This is a genomic window from Delftia sp. ASV31, from assembly GCF_016428765.1.
GTDB classification, from domain to species: Bacteria; Pseudomonadota; Gammaproteobacteria; order Burkholderiales; family Burkholderiaceae_C; genus Comamonas; species Comamonas acidovorans.
Genome location: NZ_JAELTK010000332.1, coordinates 1 through 295 on the forward strand (window position 1 = coordinate 1; position 295 = coordinate 295).

Annotated in this window: 1 protein-coding gene; it reads right to left on the minus strand. The window is 74.9% G+C overall.

The genetic code is table 11. From position 1 onward, the window contains the following. Window positions 1-295: ATP-binding cassette domain-containing protein (locus JHD82_RS30225; RefSeq protein WP_233174974.1), on the minus strand; the 295-nt coding region annotated here is incomplete at both ends.

Sequence of the window (295 nt, forward strand, 5' to 3'; positions counted from 1 at the left end):
GTCGGGCGGTTGAGCAGGTTCAGGCAGCGCACCAGCGAGCTTTTGCCCGCGCCGCTGCGGCCGATGATGCCGAACACCTCGCCCGACTCGATCTGCAGGTTGATGCCCCGCCTGTCTCTTATACACATCTGACGCTGCCGACGAAATGCGAACAGTGTAGATCTCGGTGGTCGCCGGGTCATTAAAAAGGGGGGGGGGGGGGGGGGGGGGGGGGGGGGGGGGGGGGGGGGGGGGGGGGGGGGGGGGGGGGGGGGGGGGGGGGGGGGGGGGGGGGGGGGGGGGGGGGGGGGGGGGG